The sequence below is a fragment of the Candidatus Aenigmatarchaeota archaeon genome (assembly GCA_016932615.1).
Taxonomy (GTDB): domain Archaea; phylum Aenigmatarchaeota; class Aenigmatarchaeia; order QMZS01; family QMZS01; genus JAFGCN01.
In genome coordinates, this window is record JAFGCN010000011.1 from 1 (window position 1) to 23,612 (window position 23,612).

Annotated in this window: 32 protein-coding genes and 4 tRNA genes; 22 read left to right on the forward strand and 14 right to left on the reverse strand. The window is 45.8% G+C overall.

Annotated features, from left to right (window positions below):
- Positions 1–222: 222 nt before the first annotated feature.
- On the forward strand, positions 223–2,214 hold the full coding sequence (locus JW727_03530; protein ID MBN2095095.1) for a minichromosome maintenance protein MCM: 1,992 nt from the start codon (positions 223–225) through the stop codon (positions 2,212–2,214).
- A gap of 21 nt (positions 2,215–2,235) precedes the next feature.
- Here JW727_03530 and JW727_03535 read toward each other — a convergent pair whose 3' ends face one another.
- Both JW727_03535 and JW727_03540 read right to left on the reverse strand, forming a co-directional pair.
- Complete coding sequence (locus JW727_03535; protein MBN2095096.1) at positions 2,236–3,036, reverse strand: MBL fold metallo-hydrolase; 801 nt, start codon at positions 3,034–3,036, stop codon at positions 2,236–2,238.
- Between the two features lie 74 nt (positions 3,037–3,110).
- A complete protein-coding gene (locus tag JW727_03540) occupies positions 3,111–3,503 on the reverse strand; it encodes a translation initiation factor IF-2 subunit beta (GenBank protein ID MBN2095097.1) in 393 nt (130 codons plus the stop codon).
- Between the two features lie 90 nt (positions 3,504–3,593).
- Here JW727_03540 and JW727_03545 point away from each other — a divergent pair, with 90 nt between their 5' ends.
- The 3 genes from JW727_03545 (at position 3,594) to JW727_03555 (ending at position 6,215) form a co-directional block, all read left to right on the forward strand.
- A complete protein-coding gene (locus JW727_03545; GenBank protein ID MBN2095098.1) occupies positions 3,594–4,496 on the forward strand; it encodes a hypothetical protein in 903 nt (300 codons plus the stop codon).
- Between the two features lie 19 nt (positions 4,497–4,515).
- Complete coding sequence (locus tag JW727_03550) at positions 4,516–4,947, forward strand: HIT domain-containing protein (GenBank protein ID MBN2095099.1); 432 nt, start codon at positions 4,516–4,518, stop codon at positions 4,945–4,947.
- Positions 4,948–5,480: 533 nt separating this feature from the next.
- Positions 5,481–6,215, forward strand: coding sequence for a hypothetical protein (locus JW727_03555; protein ID MBN2095100.1), 735 nt, complete (start codon positions 5,481–5,483; stop codon positions 6,213–6,215).
- Between the two features lie 24 nt (positions 6,216–6,239).
- Here the strand turns inward: JW727_03555 and JW727_03560 are convergent, their stop codons facing one another.
- Both JW727_03560 and JW727_03565 read right to left on the reverse strand, forming a co-directional pair.
- On the reverse strand, positions 6,240–7,016 hold the full coding sequence (locus JW727_03560; GenBank protein MBN2095101.1) for a hypothetical protein: 777 nt from the start codon (positions 7,014–7,016) through the stop codon (positions 6,240–6,242).
- Between the two features lie 123 nt (positions 7,017–7,139).
- Positions 7,140–7,394, reverse strand: coding sequence for a PRC-barrel domain-containing protein (locus JW727_03565; GenBank protein MBN2095102.1), 255 nt, complete (start codon positions 7,392–7,394; stop codon positions 7,140–7,142).
- 70 nt (positions 7,395–7,464) lie between these two features.
- On the opposite strand from JW727_03565, the gene rpsK reads away from it, so the two are divergent.
- Complete coding sequence (gene rpsK, locus JW727_03570) at positions 7,465–8,118, forward strand: 30S ribosomal protein S11 (protein ID MBN2095103.1); 654 nt, start codon at positions 7,465–7,467, stop codon at positions 8,116–8,118.
- 163 nt (positions 8,119–8,281) lie between these two features.
- Here rpsK and rpl2p read toward each other — a convergent pair whose 3' ends face one another.
- Both rpl2p and JW727_03580 read right to left on the reverse strand, forming a co-directional pair.
- On the reverse strand, positions 8,282–8,977 hold the full coding sequence (gene rpl2p, locus JW727_03575; GenBank protein MBN2095104.1) for a 50S ribosomal protein L2: 696 nt from the start codon (positions 8,975–8,977) through the stop codon (positions 8,282–8,284).
- Positions 8,978–9,020: 43 nt separating this feature from the next.
- Entirely contained in the window at positions 9,021–9,818 is a 798-nt protein-coding gene (locus JW727_03580; GenBank protein MBN2095105.1) for a stage II sporulation protein M, read from the reverse strand.
- 116 nt (positions 9,819–9,934) lie between these two features.
- Here JW727_03580 and JW727_03585 point away from each other — a divergent pair, with 116 nt between their 5' ends.
- Entirely contained in the window at positions 9,935–10,348 is a 414-nt protein-coding gene (locus tag JW727_03585) for a hypothetical protein (protein MBN2095106.1), read from the forward strand.
- A gap of 17 nt (positions 10,349–10,365) precedes the next feature.
- Here JW727_03585 and JW727_03590 read toward each other — a convergent pair.
- Positions 10,366–10,504: transfer RNA gene (locus JW727_03590), tRNA-Gly, on the reverse strand.
- A 24-nt stretch (positions 10,505–10,528) separates the two neighbouring features.
- On the opposite strand from JW727_03590, the gene JW727_03595 reads away from it, so the two are divergent.
- The 3 genes from JW727_03595 (at position 10,529) to JW727_03605 (ending at position 11,834) form a co-directional block, all read left to right on the forward strand.
- A complete protein-coding gene (locus JW727_03595; protein MBN2095107.1) occupies positions 10,529–11,044 on the forward strand; it encodes an NUDIX domain-containing protein in 516 nt (171 codons plus the stop codon).
- An 18-nt stretch (positions 11,045–11,062) separates the two neighbouring features.
- The gene (locus JW727_03600) at positions 11,063–11,614 is read left to right on the forward strand and encodes an HDIG domain-containing protein (protein ID MBN2095108.1); all 552 of its coding nucleotides are present in this window, start codon (positions 11,063–11,065) and stop codon (positions 11,612–11,614) included.
- 31 nt (positions 11,615–11,645) lie between these two features.
- Positions 11,646–11,834 (forward strand) — tRNA-His (locus JW727_03605).
- Positions 11,835–11,842: 8 nt separating this feature from the next.
- Here JW727_03605 and JW727_03610 read toward each other — a convergent pair.
- Positions 11,843–12,100, reverse strand: coding sequence for a hypothetical protein (locus tag JW727_03610; GenBank protein MBN2095109.1), 258 nt, complete (start codon positions 12,098–12,100; stop codon positions 11,843–11,845).
- A gap of 50 nt (positions 12,101–12,150) precedes the next feature.
- Here JW727_03610 and JW727_03615 point away from each other — a divergent pair, with 50 nt between their 5' ends.
- From JW727_03615 to JW727_03640, 6 genes are all read left to right on the forward strand, one after another.
- Positions 12,151–12,666: a hypothetical protein gene (locus JW727_03615; GenBank protein MBN2095110.1), complete on the forward strand. Its 516-nt coding sequence runs from the start codon at positions 12,151–12,153 to the stop codon at positions 12,664–12,666.
- On the forward strand, positions 12,659–13,153 hold the full coding sequence (locus tag JW727_03620) for a hypothetical protein (protein ID MBN2095111.1): 495 nt from the start codon (positions 12,659–12,661) through the stop codon (positions 13,151–13,153). The genes JW727_03615 and JW727_03620 overlap by 8 nt, the downstream gene beginning before the upstream one ends.
- A 33-nt stretch (positions 13,154–13,186) precedes the next feature.
- Positions 13,187–13,338 (forward strand) — tRNA-Val (locus tag JW727_03625).
- Positions 13,339–13,906: 568 nt separating this feature from the next.
- Entirely contained in the window at positions 13,907–15,004 is a 1,098-nt protein-coding gene (locus tag JW727_03630) for an ROK family protein (protein MBN2095112.1), read from the forward strand.
- Between the two features lie 32 nt (positions 15,005–15,036).
- Complete coding sequence (locus tag JW727_03635) at positions 15,037–15,216, forward strand: hypothetical protein (protein ID MBN2095113.1); 180 nt, start codon at positions 15,037–15,039, stop codon at positions 15,214–15,216.
- 2 nt (positions 15,217–15,218) lie between these two features.
- Positions 15,219–15,593: a YbjQ family protein gene (locus JW727_03640; GenBank protein ID MBN2095114.1), complete on the forward strand. Its 375-nt coding sequence runs from the start codon at positions 15,219–15,221 to the stop codon at positions 15,591–15,593.
- 60 nt (positions 15,594–15,653) lie between these two features.
- Here the strand turns inward: JW727_03640 and JW727_03645 are convergent, their stop codons facing one another.
- Entirely contained in the window at positions 15,654–15,947 is a 294-nt protein-coding gene (locus tag JW727_03645; protein ID MBN2095115.1) for a hypothetical protein, read from the reverse strand.
- Between the two features lie 176 nt (positions 15,948–16,123).
- On the opposite strand from JW727_03645, the gene JW727_03650 reads away from it, so the two are divergent.
- The 3 genes from JW727_03650 to JW727_03660 all read left to right on the forward strand — a co-directional run bounded on the left by JW727_03650 (position 16,124) and on the right by JW727_03660 (position 18,705).
- Positions 16,124–17,641 (forward strand): hypothetical protein, encoded by a 1,518-nt coding sequence (locus JW727_03650; GenBank protein ID MBN2095116.1) that lies wholly within the window; start codon positions 16,124–16,126, stop codon positions 17,639–17,641.
- 53 nt (positions 17,642–17,694) lie between these two features.
- Positions 17,695–17,964, forward strand: coding sequence for a hypothetical protein (locus JW727_03655; protein MBN2095117.1), 270 nt, complete (start codon positions 17,695–17,697; stop codon positions 17,962–17,964).
- Between the two features lie 75 nt (positions 17,965–18,039).
- Positions 18,040–18,705: a hypothetical protein gene (locus tag JW727_03660; GenBank protein ID MBN2095118.1), complete on the forward strand. Its 666-nt coding sequence runs from the start codon at positions 18,040–18,042 to the stop codon at positions 18,703–18,705.
- Between the two features lie 3 nt (positions 18,706–18,708).
- On the opposite strand, the gene JW727_03665 is transcribed toward JW727_03660, so the two are convergent.
- Entirely contained in the window at positions 18,709–19,092 is a 384-nt protein-coding gene (locus JW727_03665) for a hypothetical protein (protein ID MBN2095119.1), read from the reverse strand.
- 171 nt (positions 19,093–19,263) lie between these two features.
- Between JW727_03665 and JW727_03670 the strand changes: the two genes are divergently transcribed.
- Positions 19,264–19,518 carry a hypothetical protein gene (locus JW727_03670; GenBank protein ID MBN2095120.1) on the forward strand — a complete coding sequence of 85 codons (255 nt, stop codon included), beginning with the start codon at positions 19,264–19,266 and terminating at the stop codon, positions 19,516–19,518.
- Between the two features lie 23 nt (positions 19,519–19,541).
- Here JW727_03670 and JW727_03675 read toward each other — a convergent pair whose 3' ends face one another.
- Positions 19,542–19,799, reverse strand: coding sequence for a SemiSWEET transporter (locus JW727_03675; GenBank protein ID MBN2095121.1), 258 nt, complete (start codon positions 19,797–19,799; stop codon positions 19,542–19,544).
- 77 nt (positions 19,800–19,876) lie between these two features.
- Here JW727_03675 and JW727_03680 point away from each other — a divergent pair, with 77 nt between their 5' ends.
- Both JW727_03680 and JW727_03685 read left to right on the forward strand, forming a co-directional pair.
- Positions 19,877–20,812 (forward strand): hypothetical protein, encoded by a 936-nt coding sequence (locus JW727_03680; protein ID MBN2095122.1) that lies wholly within the window; start codon positions 19,877–19,879, stop codon positions 20,810–20,812.
- Complete coding sequence (locus tag JW727_03685; GenBank protein ID MBN2095123.1) at positions 20,809–21,531, forward strand: hypothetical protein; 723 nt, start codon at positions 20,809–20,811, stop codon at positions 21,529–21,531. The genes JW727_03680 and JW727_03685 overlap by 4 nt, the downstream gene beginning before the upstream one ends.
- A 123-nt stretch (positions 21,532–21,654) precedes the next feature.
- Here the strand turns inward: JW727_03685 and JW727_03690 are convergent, their stop codons facing one another.
- Positions 21,655–21,849, reverse strand: coding sequence for a ferredoxin (locus JW727_03690; GenBank protein ID MBN2095124.1), 195 nt, complete (start codon positions 21,847–21,849; stop codon positions 21,655–21,657).
- Positions 21,850–21,895: 46 nt separating this feature from the next.
- Positions 21,896–22,204, reverse strand: a complete 309-nt coding sequence (locus JW727_03695; protein ID MBN2095125.1) for a hypothetical protein — start codon at positions 22,202–22,204, stop codon at positions 21,896–21,898.
- A 230-nt stretch (positions 22,205–22,434) separates the two neighbouring features.
- Here JW727_03695 and JW727_03700 point away from each other — a divergent pair.
- Positions 22,435–22,585, forward strand: a tRNA-Val gene (locus tag JW727_03700).
- 23 nt (positions 22,586–22,608) lie between these two features.
- On the opposite strand, the gene JW727_03705 is transcribed toward JW727_03700, so the two are convergent.
- Positions 22,609–23,496, reverse strand: a complete 888-nt coding sequence (locus JW727_03705) for a hypothetical protein (protein ID MBN2095126.1) — start codon at positions 23,494–23,496, stop codon at positions 22,609–22,611.
- Positions 23,497–23,612 lie beyond the last annotated feature (116 nt).

Consider the following 23,612-nt stretch of genomic DNA (forward strand, 5'->3'; position numbering starts at 1 on the left):
GACTTTTTTTGCCGCGGTCTTTTTTACTGATGATACTTTTTTCTTGACCATCCCAATCATAAATAATACTATCAATTATCATATATATAATTTCATAGGGATTCTGGATTGTTTATGATTGGATACTAATCTTTTGTAAAACTTTTTCCGTAACTATACGGTAGGCTCCCTTCCGTGAATGCTCTTTTCAACTCCCGTAAAGGATAAACTTGCTATTAACTTATGGAACTCAAGGAGCAGATATACGATTTCATACGGGCAGAGTGTTATGACCCTCTTGTATTGGCGTCAACGCATGGAAAGCCGCTTGTGATAAACTTCGCTAACCTTGACAAGTTTGCGCCAGAGATTGGAGAAAAGCTTCTTGAGTCGCCTGAGGAATATATTGCTCTCTTTGAGGAGGTTGTCGAGGACTTTGACCTGCCGAAAGTGCCGGCCATTCAGTTCAGGAATCTTCCAAAAAATGTTGACATAAGGATAAGGAACCTCAGGGTGAGCAATCTCGAGAAGTTCATCACTGTTGATGGGGTGGTGAAGATTGCTTCTGACGTCAAGCCGCGCATATACATGACTCTTCATGAATGCCAGGAGTGCGGAAACGTTTTCGAGCAGGAGCAGAGGGGCTCAGCCATAGTAAAGCCCTTCGTATGCCCCAATTGCGGCAGGCGAGAGGGCTCAAAGCTGGTCGAAAAGAAGATGTATGATTCGAGGTGGCTTACAGTAGGCGAACCGTTTGAGATTACAACCGGAGAAAAGCCGGGAGAACTCAAGGTATTTTTGCGTAAAGAGCTTACGACGCCTGATCTTCAGAGAAAAAGCGACCCCGGAAACAGGATTATAATTACCGGAATTCTTAAGGAGCTTCCAAGAAAGCTGGGCCACCAGGATTCAACGCAGACTGACATTTACCTTGAGGCAAACTATGTGGAGCCCGCAGAGGAGGATATAGAGGATATAACCATCTCAAAGGATGATGAGGGGAAGATTTTGGCTCTTTCAAAAGACCCTGACGTAGTAATGAAGCTGGTAAGGTCTATGGCGCCTTCCATTTATGGAAATGATGAGATTAAGGAAGCTGTGCTTATGCAGCTCTTCGGGGGAGTCCCGATGGAACACCCCGATGGGACCAGAATCAGGGGGGATATACACATACTTCTTGTTGGAGACCCTGCAACTGCAAAGTCTCAGCTTCTAAAGCTTACCTCCAGAATACTTCCCCGGTCCAAGTATGTTTCTGGTAAGGGTGTGTCCGGTGCAGGGCTTATTTCAACGGTCCGAAAGGATGAGTTTACTGGCGGCTGGGTGCTGGAGGCAGGAGCGCTTGTACTTTGCAACCACGGGCTTCTTGCAATAGACGAGTTCGAGAAGATGGCCATGGAAGACATAGTCTCTATGCACGAGGCGCTTGAGCAGGGAACGGTTTCAATTGCAAAGGCAAGCATTGTTGCAACTCTTCCTGCGCAGACCACTGTTCTGGCAGGCGCAAACCCCAAGCTTGGAAGGTTTAACATCTACACTCCAATTTCAGAGCAGATTACTGTTCCCACAACTATCATGTCTCGTTTTGACCTTAAGTTTGTTCTAAGGGATGTCCCAAATCCCGAAATGGACGAAAAGCTAGTAAGCCATGTCCTGAAGCTTAGAAGCCACCCCGAAGAAATCATTACAGACATAGACCATGTGCTTTTGAGAAAATATGTCGTTTACGCAAGAAGGAATGTGCGAAATGTCAAGCTTGGGGACGATGCCCTTGCCGAATTCAAGAGATTTTTTGTCGAAATGAGAGGCAAATACACTGAAGATGACCAGATTGTTCCCATAACCTTCAGGCAGTTTGAGGGGCTTATGCGCATTGCCCAGGCATCGGCAAAGGTTCACCTCCGCGACTATACCACCAAGGAAGATGCGGACAGGGCAATCAAGCTTATGCAGGTTTCGCTTCGGCAGCTTGGGTTCGATCCAGAGATGGGAAAGCTGGACATTGATAGGGTAGAGTCTTCGGTTTCGGGAGGCCAGAGGTCGAAAATGAAGATCCTTATGGACCTGATAGAGCGCATGGAAAAGGATTCCGGAGCTCAGGACGGAATCCCGATGGAGGATCTTGAGGCGCAGGCGGAAGAAGAGGGAATCCAGAACTGGAGTGATATGGTCCAGAAGATGATTAACGAGGGCGTGCTTTACAAGCCAAGGTCTGGGTTCATCAAGAAAATCTAATTGAAAGGATGTGCTTTGAGTCTACAGGTCAAGCTTTTTTTGCAGGTCGTCCGGGCTGCCGATGTCGATAATCATCCCGTCAGTTGCAGCTATTGTCCTTATCCCGGTTTCTTTTTCGGCCCATTCGGCTTCCCGTTCGGCAACTCCAAAAAGCATCTTCATTCCCAGGTGCTGGAGTATGGCGATTTTTGGCCTTGCTTTTTCAATCAGGTTTTTTGCACCGTCCGTGGTCATATGGCCGTAGTTTTTCGCAAACCTGGAGCGAAGTGAGTTTATTATGAGCCCGTCGCATTTTTTGAAATATTCTTCCTGGCCGGGGTAGTATGCGCCGTCGGCAGTATAGCCAAGCCGTACCCCAAACTCATCCTCAAGCACAAAGCCGATGCATTTTTCCTCCTTGTGCCTGCAGGGGGTCGCGGAAAGTTTTGCGCCAGGCACTTTCGCAGATTCTCCTGGCTTAAGGGCATAATACGCTTCCAGGGAGTTGAGGTGGTAGCTGGAAACAATGGGGCGGTATTCCCCTGAACCCTTAAGCACATTTTCGTTTGTAACTAGCAGGCCTCTTTTCTTTCTGGTTCCAAGAGTAATGGCCTCGAGAACCATCTCAAGGTCAGTATAATGGTCGGGGTGGGCGTGCGAGACGAAAACACAATTCAGTTTTTTCAGGTCTTTTCTGTACTGCCTTGCCCTTACAAGGGCGCCAGGCCCGGGGTCCACATGCATTTTCAGCTTTCCGCTCTCCACAATAAAGCCGCCGGTTGCCCGAAGCTGGCTTATTACCACGTGCCTTCCGCCGCCTGTTCCAAGAAAGGTTACTTTCATAAACTAAGGAGCAGAATCGTTAAGAAAATGTGTAGTGCCCTATCGACAGTATTGGATAGGCACTAATCTCAGGTCTAGATGCTTATCGTCCTCTTTGCCCCGCAGGCCTCGCATTTTATAACAAAGAAGCGGTCTTCTCTCTGGATTATCGTGTCAGGCCTCTTGCATTCCGAGCAGTAGACGAAGTTTTTCAGGTATTTCTCGATTTTGTCCTTTACCAGAGGCGATTTTGTCTGAAGCGTGAGCCGTCCCCTGTCAAGGGAACCAGAAGAAGCAAGCTCCTTGTAGAGGAATTTTGCGACCTGGTGGCCATCCCGCCGAATGGAGTCGCAGAACTTGTCAAAGTTTGAGATTATTGTCTTGCTGCCCTGGACGGAAATCATTGGCTGAACAATCTGTATTCTTTCCTCGATAGTCCCTTTTTTTACCACGCCATATACCTGGCTAAGCATTTCATTGTAGTCCATAATAATCATAAGTAAAGCTAAAGTTAGTTTTTGGCAACACGAGATTTTTGGTTTTGTAAGTGTTAAGATAAGGCATATTTAAGGATAATTATGATAAGCTACTACAAGCGTTCGGTCAAAGATAAGGCGCTTGAAGTGCTGGAGAATTTTTCTGTCGGGTCCTGGATAAGTGTCGTGAACCCTACGCAGGAGGAGCTTAAGCTTTTGTCAGACCGGTTTGGCTTGGACGAGCAGAACCTTCTTTCGGGGCTTGACCGAAATGAAGTGCCTAGAATTGAGTTTGAGGATGGCCTGACCTATATTATTGTGAAGATTCTCTCAAGGGATGCGGGCTTTCTGGATACCTGCCTTATTGTGGTTTCAGACCGATATATCCTGACTTTGTCACGGGCAGAGCCATTATTTACGAGGAAAATCCTGGATGGCAAAATAGATCTGTTTACCACCCAGCGGCTTAAAACACTTATCAAGTTTCTTTCCCTCATAAGCAAAGAATTCGAGAAGGAAACGATGGAGTCGGTAAGGATAGTAAATGCCAAGAAGAGCGAGAGTGAAGAGATGCCCGAAAAAGACCTTCGCCTTCTCCTTCACCACGAAGAAAAGCTGAACTCGTATATATCCAGCTACACTTATATGAAGCCGATATATGAGAGGATGCTCAAGAAGACACGTTTTTTTGAAGACGACAAGGAGATGATTGAAGACCTCCTGATAGACTCCGAGCAGGGCCTTGATATCTGCAGGTCTTCCCTAAAGACTATATCGAACATAAGGAATTACCAGACCATAATTTTGTCCAACAAAACCAGCCGCACAATTACCACTCTTACGATTGTGACTATCTTCTTTAGTATATTTACCGCAATATTTGGCTTTTATGGGATGAACATTCCGCTTCCTTTTCAGGACAGCCCCTATGCTTATGCGCTCATAGCAGTTTTTTCATTTCTGGCAGGGCTTGCCATAGCAGCGTACCTTAAAAAAGAACTTTAAAGCCAGGTATTCATAATTTATGCCAGAAGGATGCAAGCTTTGCAGGGAACTTGAAGAAGGTGATATGGTGGTTTACAGAGACGACTATTGCTTTTGTATTTTCGCAAAGTGGCCCATAAAGGAAGGCCACCTGATGGTTCTTCCCGTAAGGCATGTGGGCGACGTTTCTGACCTGACTGAGAAGGAATCCAAAGCAATGTTTGGCTGTATTGGCTTGTTTCAGAAGGTCCTGCCGGAGCTATATGGGGCGCACGCAATGGTGATTCAAAACCCGGTCCAGAAAAGGACAGAGGAACACCTGCATTACCATATTCTTCCCAGCACAGGAGGAATCAGGGACCTGTTCACAAACTTTGAAAAAACGCCCTACCGGGTGGACGTGCCAAGGGAGGAGATGGGGCGAACTGCCGAGCATATCCGTTCGGCTCTTGGAAAATACTTGAAGGATTAAAAGCTTAAAACCAAGTAATTTTATCCCGCGGTGGCTCAATGGCTGAAGCTTTTTCTTTTAGAAAAAGAAAAAGCCCCATGCGCAAAAAGAAAAGGATTTTTCCGCTGCTTTGCAGCGATTATATCCCTTTAGCGCTTGAATTCCATTATAGAGCGTCCGGCTGTAGTGCAGGGCTTTCTTGCCTTGTGCGTTCGCTAACGCTTGACCGCAGGCACCGGAAGGTTGTGAGTGAACCCTTTTCTTGCGAAGAAAAGGCTTCAAGCCCAAAAAGAACCTGCATTTCGCCAAAGCGAAATGAGGCCTCATTTGCCTAGCGGCAAATGCAGGGCAGTTTACTGCTTCGCAGAAAGACTACCGTAAGTTTGGCAGAAAGCGAAAGCTTCCGTTAAGCTTGCTTTTGGGGTGAAGACCTTTTTAGCCAAGATAACTGGAAAAGGTTTTCCACAAATTCAACTCTCACCCGCGGGATTTACACTTCTCTTCAAACTTCACCCCGCTCAGTTTTTAATTTATAGTATAATCAAAGCAATATTATGGCTACTTTGCAGGCAATGATTTGCACCCTGTTTCACTTTGGAAAGGTGTGCAACACCATGGCTATGGACAAGCTTATGATTGAGTACCTGCTTGTGCCCTCGATAATCACAATTATCATTGTTTACCTTACGGCAGGGAACCTTATGAGGGGAATCGGGCTGAAGATGCACGCCTTAATTTCCATAATGCTTTACATTGTTTTTGTCTACTCTGGCCTTTTTGGGGCATTTGCGCCGCTGATGTATAACTTTGCGTTTCTGTTCATCCTTCTTGGCACTGGCCTATTCTTCGTAACGCGCGTAATTTCCCCAAGCCAGATGAGGACTCTTGGAACCGTCACCTCCAAATTAGCCGAAAAGCAGCATGACATAAAGCTAATACGGAATTCGGCGAGGGTTAAGAAGGAACAAATTGATGATTTGACGAAAACGATTGAAGGCATGGAGGGGATTATGGGTCCTAGGGAATATCAGGTCTTTCAGGTTTTGCTTCACCAGGCAAGGGCAGAATTGGATATTCTTAATAGCCAGATAAGGGATCTTAATAAAACGGGCTCAATTGCTTCGGGTCAGATATTTGCCCAGGAGGAGCAAAATATCCAGTCCACCCAGGCAAATATCGAGAAGGTGATCTTTGAGATTGCAGAGAACCTTAAGATGGACCCTAATCTGGCGCAGAATATTGCTTTTCAGAAAAAGATCGCCCGAACGCTTGGCATGGGCGCAAGATAACACTTGGACTGTTTCTTGGAAACCTTAGTATTTACGGGCGGCTTTTTCTTCCTTATCCGTTTCTGCCCCTTCCATGACTTTTCCAAAATAGTGCCACAGCACGTTATCCCTGAGCCCTTTTATCTGCTCAGAGTAAGTTTTCATGTCTTTGTTTATGCTTTCCATGTATGTTTTTATCTCTTCAAGGTCGCTTTTGCTTGCGTAAACCCCTTTCTCCACGCCTTCAAGCCGTCCGTAAAGGTCTTTAAGCTGGGTGTCTATCTGCCCTTTGTAAGCCAGAAGCTCTTTAGCGCTTTTTGCAATTTCTTCGTCTGACTTTCCTCCTTTTTTGGGCGCTTCCGGAGTTGCCCACTGAAGGGCAAACAGCACCGTGTCGAGGTAGTCCTCAACAGTTCTTGAAAGCTGCTCAAGCTCTGTCTTGAACGCAAGGCCTCCCGCAACGTCCTGGATGTAAGCTTCCTGCGCAAGCTTTGTCCCAAACCAGGCAATAGGGACGCCAAATACGTACTGGCCAACTTCAAACAAGCTTGTCCCATTGTCATAAAGGGAAAGCACCGACTCCGTTCTTGGCTTTATTGTGACCTTTCCGGTTTGTGGGTCCATCTCGACTTCTCCTTTCTGAACAGAAAACAGGCGATTTACGAAATCATCAGAACTCCAACTAAGTTCCTGTATCGTTTTTAAAGTGCCAGAGTCTATCTTTGCTGCTTTTTCTTTTCTTTTATCGGCTAGACCCTGCACAAAGGCAAGTAATCTTGCATCCCCTGCGACCGAACTGGCCGCTGCCGTTCCATTTGTCATTTTCACCACCAAATTATAATTAACGACAGGTATATATATTAATTTCTGTTCCGGAAAGTATATTTTTGAAAAGATATTTCCTTCTCAGACATAAAAAATCCACCAAAAAACCGAAAAAAGCCCTTAAAGAATCTCTTTTTCTGAGACAATCACGAAATCGCCTACACTTTTTACCGTTGAAAATGGGATGATGAAGTTGCCCCGGTCATCAGTTTCGAAGTTCATCTGCTCTACAATCTTGGTTGGAGCTTCGATTTTTATGTTCAAAAGTTCGCCGCTTTCAATGATGAAGTTAATGTCGCCAATAAGGCCGAATTTCCTGCCGGTTTCCTCAGAAACAATGACTTTGCCTATAAGGTCCTTGCACATCGCGTCCATAATTATCGACAGATATATAAATAATATCTGCCTGTGGGGTGAGATTTCTTATTATTTATTTTCCCATATTATGGCAAAGAAATCTGCAAAGGAAGCTGAAGTGACACAAGTTGTTGAGGAAATAAAAGAGGGAACTGTTGAGGCAGTTTCTCCTGATGCTGGGGAGAAAAAAGAAAAAGCCGAAACAAAGCCCAAGAAGGCAAAATCAGCCCCCAAGAAGAAAAAGGAAGAGGTTTCCAAGGCAGAAGAAGCTGCTGAAGAGAAGCAGGAAGTGCCTGAAAAGGCGGAAAAGCCAGTAGAGGCACCAAAAGAGGCAAAAGCGGCGGAAGAGCCAAAGAAACCGGGAAAGAAGGCAATTGTTCACATTTATTCAAGCGGCAACAACACGATTATTCATGTAACTGACGTTACCGGGGCTGAGACCGTTTCAAGGGTGTCTGGCGGAATGGTAACGAAGCAGGACCGGCTTAAGGGTGCACCTTTCCAGGCGATGCTTGCTGCCGGAAAGGCAATTGAGGCAACAGAAGCCCAGGGATTCACCGAAATTGATATTCTTGTCAGGGCTCCGGGGGGCCATAAGGAGCTTGACGTAGGGAAAGGCGCTGAGCAGGCAATAAAGGCATTTACCAAGAGCCGCCTTTCAATCGGCGTTGTCGAGGATGTTACCCCCATAATCCACGGAAGAATGAAGAGGAAGGGTGGAAGAAGGGGCAGGAGATTGTAAATCCCGCCCAGCAAATTGGATAGTTTATATGGAATTTGAGTCTTTTATAAACCCCTTTCCCTTTTATGGATTTCTGGGCAGATACTGGATCAAATCTAGTTAGAATCTTATTCCAAAATACAATCCCGGGATAAAAATCAATCGCTTTTCCTGAAAGGTGCTATTACTTCCTTTTCCTTTTTCCAGTCCGTTTCGGTGCGATAGAACCTACTTTCTGGCCGGGAGGGGCATTTCTGGATACGCTTGTCGACTGTCCAGGCCCGGTCTTTCCGCCGAATGGGTGGTCACAAGGGTTCATCTTGCTCCCAGAGGTAACTGGCCAAAGCTTTCCTCTGGCTTTTTTGCTTCTCCACATTAAGCTTGCCTTAAGAAATGGCTTTGCCTTTCTGCCTGCTCCTGCCGGCTTTCCTACAACTGCCCTGCATGCTCCATCGAACTTCTTAAGCACTCTGGAAGGCATCTGCAGGTGAGCATAGCCCTTTTCATGGGATTTTACGACCGCAAACGAGCCGGAAGACTTGCAAAGCTTCCCTCCGTCTCCGTTGCTCTTTTCTATGCAGAATACTGCAGTTCCTTCAGGTATCTTGTTTAATGGCAATATATTCCCAGTTTGCGGCTTTGCTTCGCCTGAAAACTCGATAATATCTCCAGTAGAAATGTTCTCTGGAGCGATAAGCTCAGAAGTGGTGCCATCTTCAAAGGCAACCCTCATAATAGGGGTGTTTCTTGCAGAAACATGGTATATATCCTCGACAGTAGCTTTCCCTGTCTTGTGGGGGAGCCGTACTGCGAGCTTTCCCTGTGCTCGGTATCTTGCGCTTCCCTTACCCCTCCTTCTGGAGATTATCCATTTTCCCATAACCAATGTTTGAAAAAATATTAATCTACTTCTTTTAGCCCCTTTACATCAATATTGGGTATGCCTCGATATATGCGCCAATAATCAGCATTGCTACGGCCAGAACTGTCAAAAGGACTGCATCCTTTAGGATAAACCTGAAATGCTCCCTGCTTTCCTTGTGCCTTGTAACCGCAACAGACAGGATGCCTCCCGCTATTGCTGCCAGGATATAGCCGAGAAACTCAAAACTGCCGTGAGGCGCATAAGACAGCAGAACCAGTGGTATCGCGTGAAAACCCGCCAGGGCTTTTGCGCCCTGCCCCACCACTACACCCAGGACTGTGGCATTCCAGGCAATAAGAAATATCGCGCCTGAGGCATAGAATAGGGAGAAAACAAAGCAGATTGCCATAACACCCAGGTTATTTACAAGTATCATCGAAAACAGGTCCGGCCTTGTAACGTTTCCTGTAATCTCACCAATGACCCTGACCTGGTCAGAATATATCATCGAGGCAGTTTGATCCGGGATTATTAGGTATGAGCATGCTATCGTGACAGATATGCCCAGGATTAGGAATATATAGTCAAGAATAAGGGCGCCATGCCTGCTTAAAAAGCCCCCTTCGTAGCAGTATTTCCAGAATTCCTGGTTTTCGCTTTGCTTTTCGTCGTGTCTTATCTGGATTATGACTGAAGGCAGAAGGGCAAGAGTGATAAGCATTGTAAGGAAAAGGCCGCTTTGGGCGAGAATCTGGCACACAAATATGGCAACTGCAGTTCCTGCTGCGCCCTGTATTATTGCTTCGCTAGGGTGCCTTCTGAGCGTGCAGGGGCTTATGAGTGCTTCCAGGACCATAACTTAGCTTTGCTATAAACTATTGGTTTCCTTTTTGAGCAAGTTGGCTCTATTTCACATCACAGTGGAGTAGTAATATTTTGAGTTACTTTATATAATTTTGCTTTTTTCTAATTATGAGATACGGCCAACTTGGATGGAAACAGGCTTTTGAAAAACTAGACCCTAGGACCAAGACCTATCTGGTGGATGTGGCTCTTGAGCGATATAATTCTCCTCCTTTCTTGTCCCCCAAAAGGCAGATTTATCAGAGAACTTCTTTGAATTCAAGTTCCAATCCGCCAGAAGTTACCCGTCAGGAACTATCCTCTGGCACATCAGACTACAATCCTGCGGCTGGCCGAAAATTTGACTTAAAGGGTTTTTTGGGGCAACTTGAAAAAAATGGCACAAATCTTGATGAATTGAACTTTCGGCATAGTCAAATTGATTCTGGAGTGGTTTACTCCCAAGGGCCGCACTGCCCTCTACCTTGTGACCCGGTCAAGCAGGTAGAAACCTGCGGAATTAAACCTCACAGACGGTGCTAAATTAGCAATTGATTAAATGCGTCGACCGGGATTCGAACCCGGATTGTTGGCTATCTTCTTGACCGTTGGAATCTGCTTCTTTTTGGTCCTGGAGCTTTTTCTTGCAAGAAAAAGCTTCAATGGAAGGCCAATGTCCTGCCATTAGACTATCGACGCATAAATATGGTTAATTAAAATATTATGAACGCCCTGGCGTCTGAGCCGGTTGAATTGATGGATGTGGTCGATAAGACCGACCAGGTTATCGGGACTGCAACCCGCCCCAAAATCTACAAGGAGTTTCTCACCCACCGCATTGTTCATGTGCTTATTTTCAACAAGGAGGGCAAAATGGCGCTTCAATTGAGGGCGAAACACTGCTCTTTTTGCCCCCACCACTGGTCGACAACCGTTGGCGGGCATGTGCAGTCAGGTGAGACTTACGAAGAGGCGGCGGAGCGGGAATATCTGGAGGAATTAGGAACAAAGAGCAATCTTGAGTTTTTCCAAAAGGACCTCTATTCGGACTTGAGGGGAATCAGCATGTTTCTGGCGACTTTCAAGGCGAGCAGTGACGGCCCATTTACCTTCGATGACGGCTCGGTCGAAAAAGTGGACTTCTTCTCAACAGAAGAGCTTCAGGAGATGGTTGACCGGGGCGAGAAGTTTCACCCGGAGCTTCTTTTTTTGCTTCGGAAGTATTTTGGAATAAATTAGATGCGGGGTGATTGGATTATGGAACGAACAGAAGCAAAAAAACTTCTTGCGGAAAATGTCTCGAACAGGAACATAAGAAGCCATAGTGTTGCCGTTGCCGCCATTATGGAGGGTTTGGCCGAGAAACTGGGTGGAGATAAGGACACCTGGTGGCTGACAGGAATTCTTCACGACCTTGATTATGAAAAGACCTCCACCCGCATCGAAAAGCATGGGCTTGAAACGGCAGAGCTTTTGGAGGGAAAAGTTGCTGAAGAAATAATCTACGCGATAAAGGCGCATAATGGGGTTCATACGGGGATCGGCGCAAAGTCAAATATGGACATAGCCCTTATTGCTTCAGACGCGCTTTCCGGGCTAATAATCTCAACGGCTCTCATAATGCCTTCAAAGAAGCTTTCAGAGGTTACGGTCGAAAGTGTCATGAAAAAGTTCAAAAAGAAGGACTTTGCCAAAGCCGTGTCAAGGGAGAAGATTATGACCTGCCAGCGGCTTAACTTAAGTCAGGAGGAGTTTTTGGGCATTGGCCTTGCCGCTCTTTGCAAGGTGTCTGAAGAGATGGGCCTATAGGTTTTTAATTTTCCTTTGAAGCAATATTATGACCGGAATGGTGTAGCCTGGTAGCATAAGAGACTGTGGAAGGCATTTCTTTTTCAAAAAAAATGCCTTCAGCCGAAAGAAAACACAATTCCATATCATCTCTGCGGCTTTGCAGACATCTCTTGGGGTGGGTTCAAAGTCGGGCTTTTTCTTTAAAGAAAAAGGCTGAATGAAAATCCCGCTTCCGGTCCATTAAATTTACTCCCCATCCAAAATCCTGTGCATCAGGATTCCACAAACGTAGAAGTTGAGCTTTTCAAGGCCTTTTTCCATTCTCTCGAGTTGCTCTTCATCAAGCCCTGTCTTGTCAACCCCTTCCTTCATTTCTGCCTCGGAAAGCGCTTCAAGCTGTGGCAGCGGCATGTTTTTCAGATTTCGCAGAGTTTCATTAATTTTGCCCTCAGACATGGCGAGCGCAAGGTCTCGCCTTAACTTGGGAATATTCTGTTTCTCCATAATAAAGCCATCTTCGGATTAAGGATATATCTAATCCACATACATAGATTATGGGATATGTTCCTTCCGGGAGCAAATTAGTGCTTTGGAATGAGCTTTATAAGAGGGGGGCAAAGCCAGGCCTTAAGAATCTTGCTTATTCTTACCAGGGGAAGAATCCTGACAAACTGATTCACTTTCTCCCAAAGCTTGTCAAGCTTGTATTTAACCCCAGCACCTGGCAGCAAAAGGAGATAAACGTGGGCGAGGGGAGTTACAAGAGCGACTGGTTTTTGTTCAAGGATTTAGATACCTATACATATTTCAGGGTGGATGTTTCGCTTAGCGTCAAGTACAAGGACGGGTTTGGAAGCGCGACGATAAAGATGGGCGAGCCGGTAATAATCACAGAGTACCCTCAGGAGACCTTATGGCAAAAGAGCTTTTTTTATGAGATTATCCGGATGTTTTGGCACACTTACTTCTATAACAAAAAGCTTATCGAGCATCTGGACTGGGGCCGGCTGCAGGTATCCTGCTTTGAGGAAAAACTTCTTCGTTATTTTGAGCACCTGAACAATGAGTGACAAGTACGCTTTTACAGATAACCTGGTCTATCCGAAGGAAAAAGAGGTTTTAAAGTACAAGGGCCCGGAGCCGTTTCGGTTTTACGGCTCTGGAAAAAAGCTTTTCCTGGATGTGTTTGAATTGGCAGGAAAGGATATCTTCGAGCCGAAGATTAAATGGGACGCGACAGGAGAAACCAAGACGTTTTGGGTTAAGTGGGAATTTGCAAAAAATATGGATTCCTGGTCGAAGTTGAAGCTTTCCATAACCTTTCAGGGCTGCCAGAACTCGAGGACACGGCTTGGAGAGTGCTCGATTTCAATGTCCCCAAAGTTTGTAACTGAAGTAAAAACTGGGTTTCTGCAAAGGTATTTTTGGTGGATGTATTACTACCTTTACTACAAGAATCAAAGGATCTACCAGTTTTACAGGGCCAAGACAATCTTCAACCAGTTCAAGCTGAAGGTGGGGGAGGTCTATGGGATGCAGGTTGAGGAGTCGATTTAAGCCAATTTATTACTTGCTTTCTACCCAATATATGGGCTCGTAGTCCAGCTCGGCTAAGACGTCGCCTTTACACGGCGAAGATCCCCAGTTCAAATGAAGCTTTTTCTTGCAAGAAAAAAGCTCCAGGACCAAAAAGAAGCAGATTCGTGCTTCGCACAATAAAAATGAAAATCTGGGCGGGCCCATATATTCAAAATAGTCTTGTATTAGAATTGTTTTCTTGGAGGTGTCGGGCGTTCTTTTTCAAAGAAGGTCTGACGGCGGGCCATTTCAAATTACTAATTGTGTCTTTTGGAAGCATTCTATTAGAGAAATCCTCCATAAAAACTTTCTGGACTCGTCCTTTCCCCAGGACCCAATTTTTTCCCTAGCGGGTATGCGGCGAATAAGCCATTATAAGGTTGCTCATCGGAACCAATGCGTCTCCCAAGGACTATTTGCAGAGCATCCTACCCAAATCCCAGGTTTCCTGATTCATCTCCTCTTTTATCCAATGCCAGAGCCAGTTCTAATCTTGCTTCTTTTGTTGGGTTTTCTGGGTCGATTTCGATACCGCAGCCTCTTTATATTGATCGATTAGATTGAGCACATACTTATCGACTCCCGTACCTATAATGTTAGCAACCATAATGTACTATAATAATCCCTTGGCTATTTATATGCCGTTACCCGATGAAATCCCTCTGCTGGCCTTTTTGCACAGAAGGCACTCTTGATTATGAAAGCTGCCTAATATGTATATTGGCATGAACTATGGCTAAGATTCTGGCAATGGACTTGGGAGGAACCGGCTTGAAACTGGGTTTGTTTGAGGGGGAAAATCTTACAAGGACTTCCGGTGGGAGGCATAACTACACTTCTGCAGATCTGGAAACCGTTAAAAAGGATATCTCTTTGAGGGTGGACTCTTTTCTTTCCGGAGATGAAGTTTCCGCAATTGGAATCGGTATTGCGGGCCTGCTGTCACAGGATAATGCCTTATACCGCTCTACAGTATTTCCCTCTCTTATCGGGTTTAACCTTGCGGAGTATCTGGGCGGGCGCTTCGGTGTGCCTGCAAGCATAGACAATGATGCGGACTGCGGTGCTTTGGGAGAATATTATTTTAAGGGTGGAGATTTTTTCTATGTAGTCCTGGGGCATGGAATAGGAAGCGCTTTTGTCCGAAAAGACGGGACTCTTCCGTACAGTGTCAGGTTTGGCCAGGGAACCGTTTTTGATGAGGCAAAAAACCCCCTTCCCAATGACTTGGGCTTAAGGGTGCTGATTTCCCGGAAGGAAGCTTACCCTTTTTTTGAAAGACACGGGATTTCGAAAGATTCAGTCGACAGGGCACTAGGCAAGCTTATTTCTCCGGACTATCCGGGAAACTTCCGGATTGGAGCACTTGGCTCTCCGAGGGCATTAAGAAACCTTCTTGAAGTTGCCTGTGGCGGCGACTTTTACTCAGAAGGGAACCGGGATTACTACGAAGGATTTCTTGGGGAGAAGGGGCTTGAAGGAATCGGGGTTGAGGACTTAATGCTGCCGTTTGACTCGGCAATTCCAATAGCAAGGATTGCACAGGAAGGCGAGCCGAACTGCCTTAAAGCTTACCGGCTGATGGGAGAATTTCTCGGATATGGCATTTTAAAGGCAGAAGAGGTAATCAGGAAAGACTATGGCCTGGAGCCAGAGGCAAGGATTGCAGGTCCAGTAATGAATGATGCAGATTTGTTTTTGCCTTCATTGAAGAGCTACTTGTCCGGGCATAATAAGCTTTACAGTGCTGCACCTGCCTGCTCTTTTATGGCTGGAGAGAATCCTAACCTGAGGGGAGCTTTTTTTAAGGCGAGGCAGCTGATCGATTAGTAGATAGGGAATAATTCCTGAGGAAGTATATTATGAACAGCCAGGAAAAGTGGGGATGGGGCTTTCTGGCAATTGCATTTGTTCTGGTTTTGGTGGTACTGGCAAATCCGGACATTTTTCCGCTGCTGATATACTCGATAATACTCGGGCTTATGGGCTCTGCGCTTATAATCTACCGCAATCGGGAAAGTAAAATAGATAGCGGAAAATAATTATGGCAGAAATTGTTTTGACAACTCTGGAATTCGTGCCTGGCTTTGAGATAACCGGATCTTTAGGAGTCGTCAATGGAAACACTGTGCGCTCAAAACATCTTGGAAAAGACATCATGGCGGGGCTTAAGAATCTCGTTGGCGGTGAGATACAGGAATACACGGAAATGCTTTCGGAATCCCGGCAGGAATCCCTCAATAGGATGGTCAGGGAGGCAAAAAAGCTGGGGGCTGATGGGGTTGTAGGCATAAGGTTTATGACTTCAGCGGTAACTGCGGGCGCAGCAGAGCTTCTGGCGTTTGGAACTGCAGTAAAACTCAGGAAAATCGGAAGGAAGATAGGTGTTAAGCCCAGCAAGGCAAAAGGCAGGCGATAGCTGCCTTCCCGAGGAGATACTTTTCTCATTTCTTTTCAAGAATCAAAAACTAGCAAAAAATTAGAACTTGAGAAGCCCCGAAAGGAGCTTTTCTTTTTCGCCCTGGTGGCCTTCGAACAAGTGGTTGAGGACCCTTTCGATGTACGAAACTCTTGCCTCGAGCTTGTTTACCATTTTCATCATCTCTATGAGTGCGCACCAGACTTGGGCAACCTGGACATTGTCCGAGCTGTGGTAAGCGCACCTGTGCCTTCTGGCTGCCTCAAGAAGCTCATTAAGCTTCTGCTCGTCTTCTACACAGAGGTGGTCTTTCCAGTCGCTTGCCCGGTTTTCCTTGGGATTTGCAGTTATCATTTTTATCACCTAAATATAGTTACTATTAAAGTATAAATACTTCGCAGAGGTATTCTTTCAAGTTACGCATTGAATAGTAATGCTTTTGTATAATTATTGTATATCTAAGGTATTACATATGTAGTGCTTAAATGCACAGGATTGTGCAAATATATACAATTACAGCAAGTACAGTTATGAATAAGAAGTGGCTATTGTTGATAGCAGTAGTTGCACTAGGACTTTTAGCGGTTTCAGCGAAGGCATATTCTGACGGAAAAGACGTTACATCAGAGCCCTACATAATGTTTGTATCTCACACCGAGTACTGGAGCGGAGACAATGCTTCAACCATTGTCCGGCTTACGGACTACAAGGGGGACCCTTATGACGTTGACATCTGCATTGCAAACATATTTTACCCAAACAAGACAGCATATGTTTCAAATCAGCCCTTGCAGCCCTCTTCAATCCCTGGAAACTGGTACAGAACTGACCCTGCCCCGCTTGCGGAAGGCACTTACGAGCAGGAGGTTACCTGCACTTATGGTGGGAGCAAGACGACCAAGGCATCACAGTCTTTCCATGTAAACCCTGCGCTTAACCTTATCAGGAACCTCAGCGAACAAAATATTGCTTTGGACCTTAACCTTGGCGAGATAAACCTGACCCTTACAGGAACTATAGAGAACACGACGGCAGGCCTTTCAGGGCAGATAAACTCCACAGAAACCACCCTTTCCGGGCTTATCCGGGACATAAACGAGACACTGGCACAGGACATTGCCTCATCAAATGCAGAGGTGGACACGCGGCTCATTGACATGGAGATTTCACTTAAGGGAAAAATTGCCGAAAATGGCCAGCAGATTGTCTCTAACCTCAGCGTTGTAGAGGGAAACCTGACTGCGCTTATTGAGCAGGTAAATTCTGATTTGCAGAGCCAGCTAAGCGCAAATGGCGCAAGCATTGACTCGGGGCTTTTGGACGTTCAGGTAAATGTCACGGGCACTGTCGAAAACGCAAAGACCCAGATTATCCTGGAAGTGCAGGATACAGAGACCACTATAACCTCTGCAATTGGGCAGCTTGACACGGACTTGTCGGGTGAGCTTTCCAAGGTCAACGCAAGCATAGACTCAAAGCTTACGGATGTTAGCATAGGCATTTCTGCGCAGGTGGCTGGCTCCAGGGATGCTATTCAGGCGCAGCTTACAGGCGTCAATGGCAGCATAAGCGACTTAGTCAATGCAACACAGAGCACGATGCTTTCCTATATGGGCGGCTATCTGCCCTATATGAACCAGACTCTGGAGGGCATAAGGCAGGATACAGAGTGGCTTGTAAGTAATGCGATGGGCGGTGGAAACATGACTGAAATCAACCAAAGATTTGATTCCGTGGATGCAGACCTGGCTTCTCTTCAGGCAATGTGCGGAGACGAGATAACAAATGATTCGCAGCTTTGCAGGGACGTGTTTTCGCTAAAGGAAACCGTACAGTCCCTAAAGTCAGAGCAAACTGCTTATCTTGAAGATATAAATGCAACCACTGCAAGCACCTGGCAGCTTTTGAGCGGAGACTTTGCGGCAAAGCTCGATTCAATCCTTTTGGATCTTGGGCTGATAAAGGCCCAGACTTCTGAAATAAACCAGACCTTAAGCCAGATGAGGGATGACCAGCTAAACCAGGTAAACATCCACATTATCTCCTAGTTTCTTTCTTTTTTTGAGTTTTGGTTTTTGTTTTTATACGGGAGATTATAATTATGGAGCTATTGTTGAGAGTTAACTATAAGCCAACTATTTTGAAGATTCTGATTGTCTGCGTTTTTCTCCTCCTTCTGCTGGTTTTCGCAACCTCCTTTACTGGAAACTTTGTCCTGGCAGACCCAAAACTCAGCGTTTATGCAGATTTTCCAGACATATTCTTCATTGGAATCGGCGACGGCATACTAAATGGACAGATTTATGACAAGAAGCACTCTACGGAGATATTGGAGCCGCGGCTTCTTGACAAGATGACCATAATCTCCTGAGCCCTAAAAATGAGCAAAATTTCCTTTCAGCCCAAACATTACGAATCAGATGAGCCCAGCAAAAGGAGGCTTGTTTTGCCACTTCTTCTGGTGGTTTTTGCAATCCTCGCGTTTTTTGCGTTTGCGTATTTTCGGGGCGGCGAAGCTAATCTGAGAATGGTTTCCGGAACCGAGTACATCAGCGGTGAATACGGCCAGGTGATAATCCGGCTTGCAGATAACAGCGGAAATCCCATAGAAAACGCGAATTGCTTTGCAACCATTCTCTACCCGGACAAGTCCTATTTCCTGACAGACTACCCAATGCAGCCGTCAAGCGAGCCAGGAAACTATTATGGCCAATTCATGACGCCAACAGTAAACGGAATCTACGAGGAGACGATAACCTGCCATTTCGAGCGGAGGGGAAGCCAGCAAACAATGAAGATTTCTTCTTCCTTTCATGTCTCGCCCGCCCTTAACTTCATCGTGGAGATGTCCCAGCTTCAGGCGCAAAGGTACCAGGACCTCGTAAACCGGATAAATGACAGCCGCCTCGACATTATGCAGGAGATAAACGCGACATTTAACAAGAGCTTCGATGAACTTGTGCAAAACCAGACCGCTCTCATAAGAGAGGACCTAAACCAGTCCAAAAATGAGACAATTTCCCGCATTGATGATAGATTTGAGAAAATCTACTCTGACATGGACAAGCTCGGCAGGAGCATGCAGGAGATTTTTGGAAATGAGACAGGATAAGTTTTAGAACTTCTCAAAAAACCCAATGTCAAACCCTTTTTCGGCTATAAGGTCGTTTGAGGCAATGCCTTTGTTTTCCTTTACGTCCTCTGCCTGAAGAAACTTCCAGCCGTCGTTTGCCGCTTTTACCGCGACAATTGGCTTGGCCCCAGCTTTTTCCGCAAAAGACAGAAGCGCATTCATCTGGCGCTCGTCGATTCGGACAGTGTTTGCCCAGAACTTCGACTCGAAGACAAATATTTTTGGGCCGTATGGCGTGTTCTTGCAGGCAAGAAGGTCAATGGTGTCTTTTCCTGATTTTGGCGCCCTGAGAACCGCGTATCCAAGAGAGCCCAGAAGCTTCATAAGCTCATGCTCTGCCCTAAAGCCCTTTTTGTAATTGTGCATAATTGTTTTTACCCAAAGCATTTAGGTCTTATTGTCTTACTGGATTTCGTATATATTGAAGTAATTATGGTATAGTCACAACGGTTTGATAGTTTAGTTGGTCGGGGGATAGAGGTAGATACTGGAATTAAAGGTCTCACTCTAGTCTATCTTGGACCTTCTGAAAGCTTTGTGACCAAAGAAGACTATGGGGCTTTCATAAGAGACGTTGCCGCCCATTATGGCCTTCGACACCCGGTTGGGCCTCTGATAAGGGGCAGGTATTTTTATCCTGCCTGGGGGTTCTGGAAGCAAGGCGATGACCTTGAAATTCATTATATTTATCCTGATTTTGGTCTTGTTAGTTCCGGTAAGATAAAGAATCTTAGGTGCAGAGTTAAGCTTTCCAGGAAAGAGCTAAAGGATTATCTGTCGGGCTTGGTCTAAGGGACTCTGTAACGTGGCAGAAATTACCCAAACCTAAGCTTCATCACAAGCAGGGAGAGCAGGAGAACAATAGATACAGAGTTTGCTGCCATAAGCGGAATGTCCCTGGCCAAAAATCCATAAAAAAGCCACAAAAACACACCCGAAGCGGTTAGGACTATCCAGGGAGTGGAAATATCGCGCGTCTTCCTGGTCTTCCAACTCTTTATTATCTGCGGGATGCTTGCAAGCGTTGTGAGTAGGCCAGCCATTAGCCCGAGAATAATCGTAAACTCCATCATACAATATGCAATATATTCTCTATAAGCTGTTTGGTGAAGCCACACACCAACCCTACCTTAAAATTTTAACCTTTATTATGGAGCTGGAGGAACTCAAGGAGAAAATTTCAAAGGAAGCAAGCATTCCAAAGGACGAGCTTGAGCAGAGGATTGAGGACAAGATTATTGAGCTTTCCGGGCTTGTTTCCGAAGAAGGCGCTGCCTATATAATTGCAAAAGAGGAGGGGCTCGACCTGCTTGAAAAGAGGGACCTAAGCTTGAAGATAAAAAATGTTGTTCCCGGGCTTAAGTCTGTGGATGTAGTAGGAAAGATTGTTTCGCTTTCAGAGGTGAGAGAATTTTCGAAGGCAGACCGTAAAGGAAAGGTGCAAAATGTCGTTATCGGCGACGAAACCGGAACTATAAGGGTGGTTTTCTGGAACGAGAAGGTGAAGGAAGCAGAAGCATTAAAGCCCGGAGATGTCATAAGGGTCAACCGGTGCATTACAAAGCCGAATTCTTTTGGAATTCCTGAGATACATACAGGACAGTCGAGCATCATCCAGAAGGTTGACCGGGACATAAAGGTTGCTGAAAACAGCAAGCCCTTTGGCGAAGGTTATTCCGGGGGACAGATTTCTGCAAAAAGGCGGCAGCTTGATGAGCTCAGGGAAAATGATTTTGCAGAAACAAGGGCGATAATAGTTTCGACAACAGAAAACGAGTACCTTACCTGCCCAAAATGCGAAGGGCGCGTGGAGGACAGCGATGGGGATTACAGGTGCGAAAAGGATGGAAAAGTCGAGCCGAAAAGAAACCTGATTGTAAAAGGATACCTTGACGACGGCACTTCTGCGAAAAGGTTTGTTTCTTTCCGGGATGTCGCCCAGAAGATAAAGAAGGATAAGCTTGTCGGAAAAGAGATGCTGTTTGTCGGAAAGGTCAGGAAGAATGAATTTTTTGGCGACAGCGAACTCATACTGAATGACATACGGCTGGTTAATTTTGAAGAAGAGGTTGAAAAGCTACTATGAGTTTGAGGCCGAAGAGGGGGGACCTTGTCGTTGCAGAGATCACTGAGGTTCACTCGAACTCGATTGCAGCCCGCCTGTCTGAGTACGACATGCCTGCATTTTTGAATGTCGCAAACGTTCCGGGGCTCTGGATCAGGGATATAAGGAAGTTCATGAGGAAAGGAGACCTCATAGTTGCAAAGATTGCGCATATTGATGGGCAGGTGGAGCTGTCAATGAAAGACGTTTCAAAATATGACTCGGAAAAGAAGCTTGAGCACTTCCGGAAGGAGAGAAAATCCGCCCGGATGTTCAGGATGGTTTCAAAGGAGTTTGGAATTCCTGACACAAGGGTCGACGAGGCGATAGGCCGGCTTAAGGAGAAGTTTGGAGGTGTTTACTCTTCCATGCGGCTGATGAGGGAGGGAGAGACTGACCTTGGGCTTGGAGAGGACTTTTCCTCCGTAATTGAGAGATTCAGTACTGGAGAAAAGACCTATGAGTTCAAGGGGGAGATAGAGCTCCATTCTAATTCCGGCAGGGGCGTTGACTGCATAAAAAAAGCCCTTGAGGAGCTTGGCGACATTGAGGCAACGTACCTTGGCAATACGAAGTTCCTGCTTAAGCTGAAGACAAAAGACCCGAAAAAAGGGCAGGCAATGCTTGAAAAAAGAGCGAACTCTGCAGTTAAGAAGATGGAGTCACTGAAGGGAACTGGGAAGTTCACGCTTGTAAAGTAGGTGGGGTCTTTGCTTGTTGCAACTTTTACAAAATCTACTTTCTGAGTGTAACCATAGAATCCTCATGCGCAGGCACGCACCCAGTAAAACCAAATATAAAAAAGCAGGCGAAGATGTTTTGGGTTAATCTTTTGTTTCCTTTATCTCAATCGCATCGACAGGACAAATCTCCTTGGCTTTTTTGTTGCACCCGATTTCCTTTACAGAGCCGTTTACTGGGGCAGCCTTTCCATCGTCACCAATTTCCCAGTTATTGCAAACCGCAACGCAAGAGCCGCAGCCAATGCATTTTTCCTTGTCTATAGATAATTTGAACATAAAATAACATCTCAAAAAAGATAAAATGGTTTTTTGCCTGCGGGTTTTAGGCCTTTTTCAGGGCATCCAGCAGTTTTGAGTCGACTTCTGGCTTCTGGGACTCGATTTTTTTCTCAAGCGCCTCCATTCTCTGCTCAAGCACCCGCATATTCTTTTTCATCAGCTCAAGGTCGTTCTGCTTGAGCATACTGACGTCTGTCCTTATTCTTTCAATTTTGCTGTTCTGGGTGTTCAGCTTTTCCTTTAGAATGTTTACAAGCTCGGAAAGAAAGTCCTGCACTTTTGTGCTGCTAGGCCTTTCTTCCCTTTCTGCTGTTCTGGCGTCTTTTACGATTCCGCGTATTTCGATTGCCATAACATTCTTGGGCTTGATTTAGTTAATTTCCAGTTTTGTAATTGTTGCGTAGTGCTTTTCAATTATGATTCTCCTGAAGCGCTTCAAAATATTATCTGTGTTGCTTATTTATGGGCTCGTAGTCCCCTATCCCTTTCTTGCAAGAAAGGTCTTAGGGTCACCCCAAAGAAGCAGATTCCTGCTTCGCAGATATATACGCCTTTTATTGCTTGTCATTTCGATTAATATATGGGCTCGTAGTCCAGCCCGGCTAAGACGCTTCCTTCACATGGAAGAGATCCCCAGTTCAAATGAAGCTTTTCTTTGCAAAAGAAAAGCCCCAAGCGCAAAAGAAAGCAGTTACCGCTTGCGCGAATATTCTTGAGAATCTGGGCGGGCCCATATAATTTAAGATTTTGTCAGGTCTAGTTCGGGCGGAGGTATTTTTTCTCCAAACCCAAGGTCATGTTCTGGTATGTTGCAATTGCTTCACTAGGAAGACCTGAAAGCAATAGCGAGGTGGTGGCTGCTATCTGAGGGTAGACTTCCCCCTCCCAGATTCTTTTTGCATTTGGCCTTTTATTTACTGCTTCTACTATTCGTGGCGCGACTTCTTCGTAGTGTGCCAGTAGCATTCTTCCTTCAGGCGTGTTTGCGAGCACATCATCTCTAAAAGTTCTCAGAGCCGAAAGATCCCGGCCGTTATCATCTAAACCCATTACACCCACACATGCAGTGGTGAGGTAACAGTCGTCGTTCAATCCACGACGGGAGTGCTTGGAGCGGTCTTCTGAGGAGGAGAAACTTTTTTCTGGAGGCCTTTCGGACCTTCTTGGATCTGAGCAATACCCCCGTATTTCCATGGTGGAATCAAGTTCTGGGCTAATTTCCGGTGCTTTTGGAGGTTCTAAGATACCTTTTCCGATATATGCCTCGTTTTCTTCAGCAATTCTTTTAGCCCTGAGCAGATATTTCACGGTGGGTCTCCTGAAACCTTCTAGAACATTTTCGCCAGCCCGGGTGCAATCAAGAACAGCTTTTAGTGGAGCATAATGGTCTATAAATAGGTCTCCTGTATGCGTTGAGGATTCTGGAATTTCAATGCCCAACATTTCGAATTTAGTCTCGGCTAGCCCCAGCCAATCTCTTGGAAAAGGTTCTCCGTTGCGGTATTTTTCAAGGGCTGTATTCAGATAACCTCTAATTTTGTCCAGGCCTTCTCGTCTATCACCTAGCAAATCATACTCTCTTTGAAGTCGGTCTTCTTCTAGTCTCTCGACTATGTTGCTTGAGTCCGAACCCTTATCTGACATAACTGGCGGCCTAAACGTGGTTGGGCGACTTCCTTTGGCTTCTTCTTGCCTCAGGTGCCGGGCATGCTGGTCTGCCTTACTCCTCCCAAGAGCAATTTCTCGGGGATTGCGTTTTC

What these genes read in the sequence shown, in the direction of transcription:
- JW727_03695 (MBN2095125.1), bottom strand. Translation starts at nt 22,204, where the DNA reads ATGGCAATCGAAATACGCGGAATCGTAAAAGACGCCAGAACAGCAGAA.
- JW727_03630 (MBN2095112.1), top strand. Translation starts at nt 13,907, where the DNA reads ATGGCTAAGATTCTGGCAATGGACTTGGGAGGAACCGGCTTGAAACTG.
- JW727_03680 (MBN2095122.1), top strand. Translation starts at nt 19,877, where the DNA reads ATGGAGCTGGAGGAACTCAAGGAGAAAATTTCAAAGGAAGCAAGCATT.
- JW727_03635 (MBN2095113.1), top strand. Translation starts at nt 15,037, where the DNA reads ATGAACAGCCAGGAAAAGTGGGGATGGGGCTTTCTGGCAATTGCATTT.
- JW727_03690 (MBN2095124.1), bottom strand. Translation starts at nt 21,849, where the DNA reads ATGTTCAAATTATCTATAGACAAGGAAAAATGCATTGGCTGCGGCTCT.
- JW727_03650 (MBN2095116.1), top strand. Translation starts at nt 16,124, where the DNA reads ATGAATAAGAAGTGGCTATTGTTGATAGCAGTAGTTGCACTAGGACTT.
- JW727_03535 (MBN2095096.1), bottom strand. Translation starts at nt 3,036, where the DNA reads ATGAAAGTAACCTTTCTTGGAACAGGCGGCGGAAGGCACGTGGTAATA.
- JW727_03560 (MBN2095101.1), bottom strand. Translation starts at nt 7,016, where the DNA reads ATGACAAATGGAACGGCAGCGGCCAGTTCGGTCGCAGGGGATGCAAGA.
- rpl2p (MBN2095104.1), bottom strand. Translation starts at nt 8,977, where the DNA reads ATGGGAAAATGGATAATCTCCAGAAGGAGGGGTAAGGGAAGCGCAAGA.
- JW727_03600 (MBN2095108.1), top strand. Translation starts at nt 11,063, where the DNA reads ATGGAACGAACAGAAGCAAAAAAACTTCTTGCGGAAAATGTCTCGAAC.
- JW727_03540 (MBN2095097.1), bottom strand. Translation starts at nt 3,503, where the DNA reads ATGGACTACAATGAAATGCTTAGCCAGGTATATGGCGTGGTAAAAAAA.
- JW727_03705 (MBN2095126.1), bottom strand. Translation starts at nt 23,496, where the DNA reads ATGTCAGATAAGGGTTCGGACTCAAGCAACATAGTCGAGAGACTAGAA.
- JW727_03610 (MBN2095109.1), bottom strand. Translation starts at nt 12,100, where the DNA reads ATGGAGAAACAGAATATTCCCAAGTTAAGGCGAGACCTTGCGCTCGCC.
- JW727_03640 (MBN2095114.1), top strand. Translation starts at nt 15,219, where the DNA reads ATGGCAGAAATTGTTTTGACAACTCTGGAATTCGTGCCTGGCTTTGAG.
- rpsK (MBN2095103.1), top strand. Translation starts at nt 7,465, where the DNA reads ATGGCAAAGAAATCTGCAAAGGAAGCTGAAGTGACACAAGTTGTTGAG.
- JW727_03620 (MBN2095111.1), top strand. Translation starts at nt 12,659, where the DNA reads ATGAGTGACAAGTACGCTTTTACAGATAACCTGGTCTATCCGAAGGAA.
- JW727_03665 (MBN2095119.1), bottom strand. Translation starts at nt 19,092, where the DNA reads ATGCACAATTACAAAAAGGGCTTTAGGGCAGAGCATGAGCTTATGAAG.
- JW727_03545 (MBN2095098.1), top strand. Translation starts at nt 3,594, where the DNA reads ATGATAAGCTACTACAAGCGTTCGGTCAAAGATAAGGCGCTTGAAGTG.
- JW727_03595 (MBN2095107.1), top strand. Translation starts at nt 10,529, where the DNA reads ATGAACGCCCTGGCGTCTGAGCCGGTTGAATTGATGGATGTGGTCGAT.
- JW727_03585 (MBN2095106.1), top strand. Translation starts at nt 9,935, where the DNA reads ATGAGATACGGCCAACTTGGATGGAAACAGGCTTTTGAAAAACTAGAC.
- JW727_03550 (MBN2095099.1), top strand. Translation starts at nt 4,516, where the DNA reads ATGCCAGAAGGATGCAAGCTTTGCAGGGAACTTGAAGAAGGTGATATG.
- JW727_03565 (MBN2095102.1), bottom strand. Translation starts at nt 7,394, where the DNA reads ATGGACGCGATGTGCAAGGACCTTATAGGCAAAGTCATTGTTTCTGAG.
- JW727_03675 (MBN2095121.1), bottom strand. Translation starts at nt 19,799, where the DNA reads ATGATGGAGTTTACGATTATTCTCGGGCTAATGGCTGGCCTACTCACA.
- JW727_03655 (MBN2095117.1), top strand. Translation starts at nt 17,695, where the DNA reads ATGGAGCTATTGTTGAGAGTTAACTATAAGCCAACTATTTTGAAGATT.
- JW727_03555 (MBN2095100.1), top strand. Translation starts at nt 5,481, where the DNA reads ATGGCTACTTTGCAGGCAATGATTTGCACCCTGTTTCACTTTGGAAAG.
- JW727_03530 (MBN2095095.1), top strand. Translation starts at nt 223, where the DNA reads ATGGAACTCAAGGAGCAGATATACGATTTCATACGGGCAGAGTGTTAT.
- JW727_03615 (MBN2095110.1), top strand. Translation starts at nt 12,151, where the DNA reads ATGGGATATGTTCCTTCCGGGAGCAAATTAGTGCTTTGGAATGAGCTT.
- JW727_03685 (MBN2095123.1), top strand. Translation starts at nt 20,809, where the DNA reads ATGAGTTTGAGGCCGAAGAGGGGGGACCTTGTCGTTGCAGAGATCACT.
- JW727_03645 (MBN2095115.1), bottom strand. Translation starts at nt 15,947, where the DNA reads ATGATAACTGCAAATCCCAAGGAAAACCGGGCAAGCGACTGGAAAGAC.
- JW727_03580 (MBN2095105.1), bottom strand. Translation starts at nt 9,818, where the DNA reads ATGGTCCTGGAAGCACTCATAAGCCCCTGCACGCTCAGAAGGCACCCT.